This window comes from Erwinia sp. MYb416, assembly GCF_037479575.1.
Taxonomy (GTDB): domain Bacteria; phylum Pseudomonadota; class Gammaproteobacteria; order Enterobacterales; family Enterobacteriaceae; genus Erwinia; species Erwinia rhapontici.
Genome location: NZ_JBBGYT010000384.1, coordinates 1 through 644, shown reverse-complemented (window position 1 = coordinate 644; position 644 = coordinate 1). Strand labels below are relative to the sequence as shown.

The following is a 644-nucleotide window of genomic DNA, read 5'->3' as shown; positions in this document are numbered from 1 at the left end:
GTCGGCCTGACCGATCAAACCGATTTGTTCTATACCATCAAAGACGCGCTGGCGATTAAGTAACGATAAGGTGGGGCGACGAACGGTGCGTCGTCGCCATTCTGACGCTGGTTAACGTGACTGCTGGCAGATGTGGAGTACCTCTGAAAAAGGGATGCACACAGAGCGACTCTTCTCTGAACCTGTGGCGTGTTGCAGGATTTTCTTTATAAAAGGCCGGATTTGCTTCACGAACAATCTGGCCTCTTTATCATCAAACAGATAACCCATGACCTTGTCTTCCTGTACGCACAACGCCAGATGGCCTGCGCTGCCATCGGAATAGGTGAAATTGATATCCTGCAGGGTACGCGTAAAAATGCCCGCGCACTCCATCTTTCTCCCTTCCTCGTAATACAGGTCTATCAGCAACGCATCCGTTGGCAAATCTGGCCAGCCTTCATACAGGGGAGGTAGCACAGTGATATCTGTTTGTGGCTGACACGTCCGTTTTTTCTGCTCTTGCTGGAAAGCTTTTTCTCCGTCTTCAGACATCGCCTCATTATAAATCACCAGGTAGATTTTTCGGTCTTCAATGTCTGCGGGGCGCAGGCGTTCCAGTGCGGTGAGGGGAGCCGATGCCGTTCGGCCGGAACGTCGCTGTG

1 protein-coding gene is annotated in these 644 nt (G+C 51.6%); it reads right to left on the bottom strand.

Annotated elements, in window-relative coordinates; genetic code table 11:
- Nucleotides 1-111: 111 nt before the first annotated feature.
- Nucleotides 112-644 (bottom strand): hypothetical protein (locus WH277_RS05455; protein ID WP_339504876.1); only part of this gene is annotated, 533 nt, incomplete at its 5' end.